The organism is Methanobrevibacter sp. (assembly GCF_045220775.1).
Taxonomy (GTDB): Archaea; Methanobacteriota; Methanobacteria; order Methanobacteriales; family Methanobacteriaceae; genus Methanocatella.
In genome coordinates this window covers 1-1,639 of record NZ_JBGUWC010000006.1, presented here as the reverse complement: position 1 = coordinate 1,639, position 1,639 = coordinate 1, and the positions used below count along the sequence as shown (strand labels likewise).

General features: G+C 33.6%; 3 protein-coding genes. All 3 read right to left on the bottom strand.

Annotated features, from left to right (window positions below):
• The coding region (locus ACJROP_RS00250; RefSeq protein ID WP_406533514.1) for a class II aldolase/adducin family protein at positions 1-397 on the bottom strand (397 nt) is incomplete at its 3' end.
• Between the two features lie 2 nt (positions 398-399).
• Positions 400-1,293, bottom strand: coding sequence for an alpha/beta hydrolase (locus tag ACJROP_RS00245; protein ID WP_406531836.1), 894 nt, complete (start codon positions 1,291-1,293; stop codon positions 400-402).
• 1 nt (position 1,294) lies between these two features.
• Positions 1,295-1,639, bottom strand: a 345-nt coding sequence (locus tag ACJROP_RS00240) for an alpha-L-rhamnosidase C-terminal domain-containing protein (RefSeq protein WP_406533513.1), incomplete at its 5' end; no start/stop codon positions are given.

The window sequence follows — 1,639 nt, the reverse complement described above, 5'->3', positions numbered from 1 at the left end:
TAGGATTAGCTTTAAATCTAACGGCATGACTCATTAAGTGAGCAGGGAATTCAGAAGTCATTCTTCCTCCATCTCTATATCCCCACAGTAAGTGAGCGGTGTGTCCATCGCTATCAATCTTCACTAATCCAAGATTGTTTTCTGGATCTTTGATAACATTTTTGAAATACTTGCCTGTTCCAGTAACTAAGAAATATTTATTTCTTAAAACCTCATCAGCGGTAAATCCTAATTCTAAATCTCTAAGAAAAACATCTTTAGGGAAATATTCTCTAACAAATTGTTCATCGATTAAATATGAAATGTTTCCACCATTTCTTTCATCCCATCCTTGATGATACATGTTGTCAGTAATTTCACTGACTTCTTTGACAAATTTTGATTCTACAAAGTCCATAATTAAGCCTCCTTGAAACTTTTATCAATAAACATTTCCATTTTCTTTAATACAGGTTTACTAACCTTAAACATTGGAATTACTGGGAATGTGTGCATCATATTATGATAGATATCTAATTCACATTCCCTTCCATATTCATCCATTCTTTTTTTGAAACTAACTGAATCATCATAGAGAGATTCACTATCGCTGACGATGACATAACTTTTTGGAAAATTTGAGAAGTCACCATTTAATGGTGAATAATTAGGAAGTTTTAATTTTTCAATATCATTTTCTTTTAAATATATGTCTCTCACTTCTTCGATGAATGTTTCTCCATCCACCATACAATCGGTAGGATTGTTTTTAATAAATGACTCAGTTTTTTCAACATATTGTAATGTTGGTGATAACAAGATGAATGATGCTGGTAATGGCGTCTTTTTCTTATTGACTTCTAGAAGTGTAGCCACGACTAGATTGCCTCCCGCACTATCACCAATCATCGTGATGTTTTTAGCGTCATATTTTTCTAATAGTTTTTGATACGCTCTAACACAATCATTTAATCCTTCTGGATATGGATGTTCTGGCGCTAAAGCGTAATCAACCGCGTAGACGTTATATCCATAGTTTTGCACTAAATATAAGGTGAACATCCTTTTTGAAGCAGGAGAACCAAAGCAGAATCCACCACCATGAATGTAATAGATGATTTTATCTTTCGCGTTTTTCTCACTAATTAGATATTCACCTGATTCATCTTGAATACATTTAATACTTCGAGGAATCTTTTTAATCTGTTTCTTTTCGTTTTCACGATTAGATGTGTAATCAATTCCTGTTTCGCGGTGATAAGTGTGTTTTTGTTTTCTAATAATCTTTTCTGCGATGAGATAAACAATGTCCATATTATTTAACTAATAGTTGATATTTCCCTGGTTCTAATTGTTCTAATTTATCTTTATAGATAAATGTCGCTTTTGTGTTAGCTGGAACTTCAATGTCAAAGATAACTTGATCTTTTTCTTTCTTCCAGCTTACTTTGACTTCGCCATATAAACTGTTATAACTACCTTTTGTGAAGCCCACTCCATCACCGACAACTGGTGAGATTTCAAATGTGTTTTCACCTTTAACTTTGATACCTAACATGGATTTATATAACCATTCCACCATCGCACCTTTGGAATAATGGTTTAAAGAGGATATACCTTGTTGAGCTTTTGGTCCTTCCCAGCCCTCCCAAATAGTGCC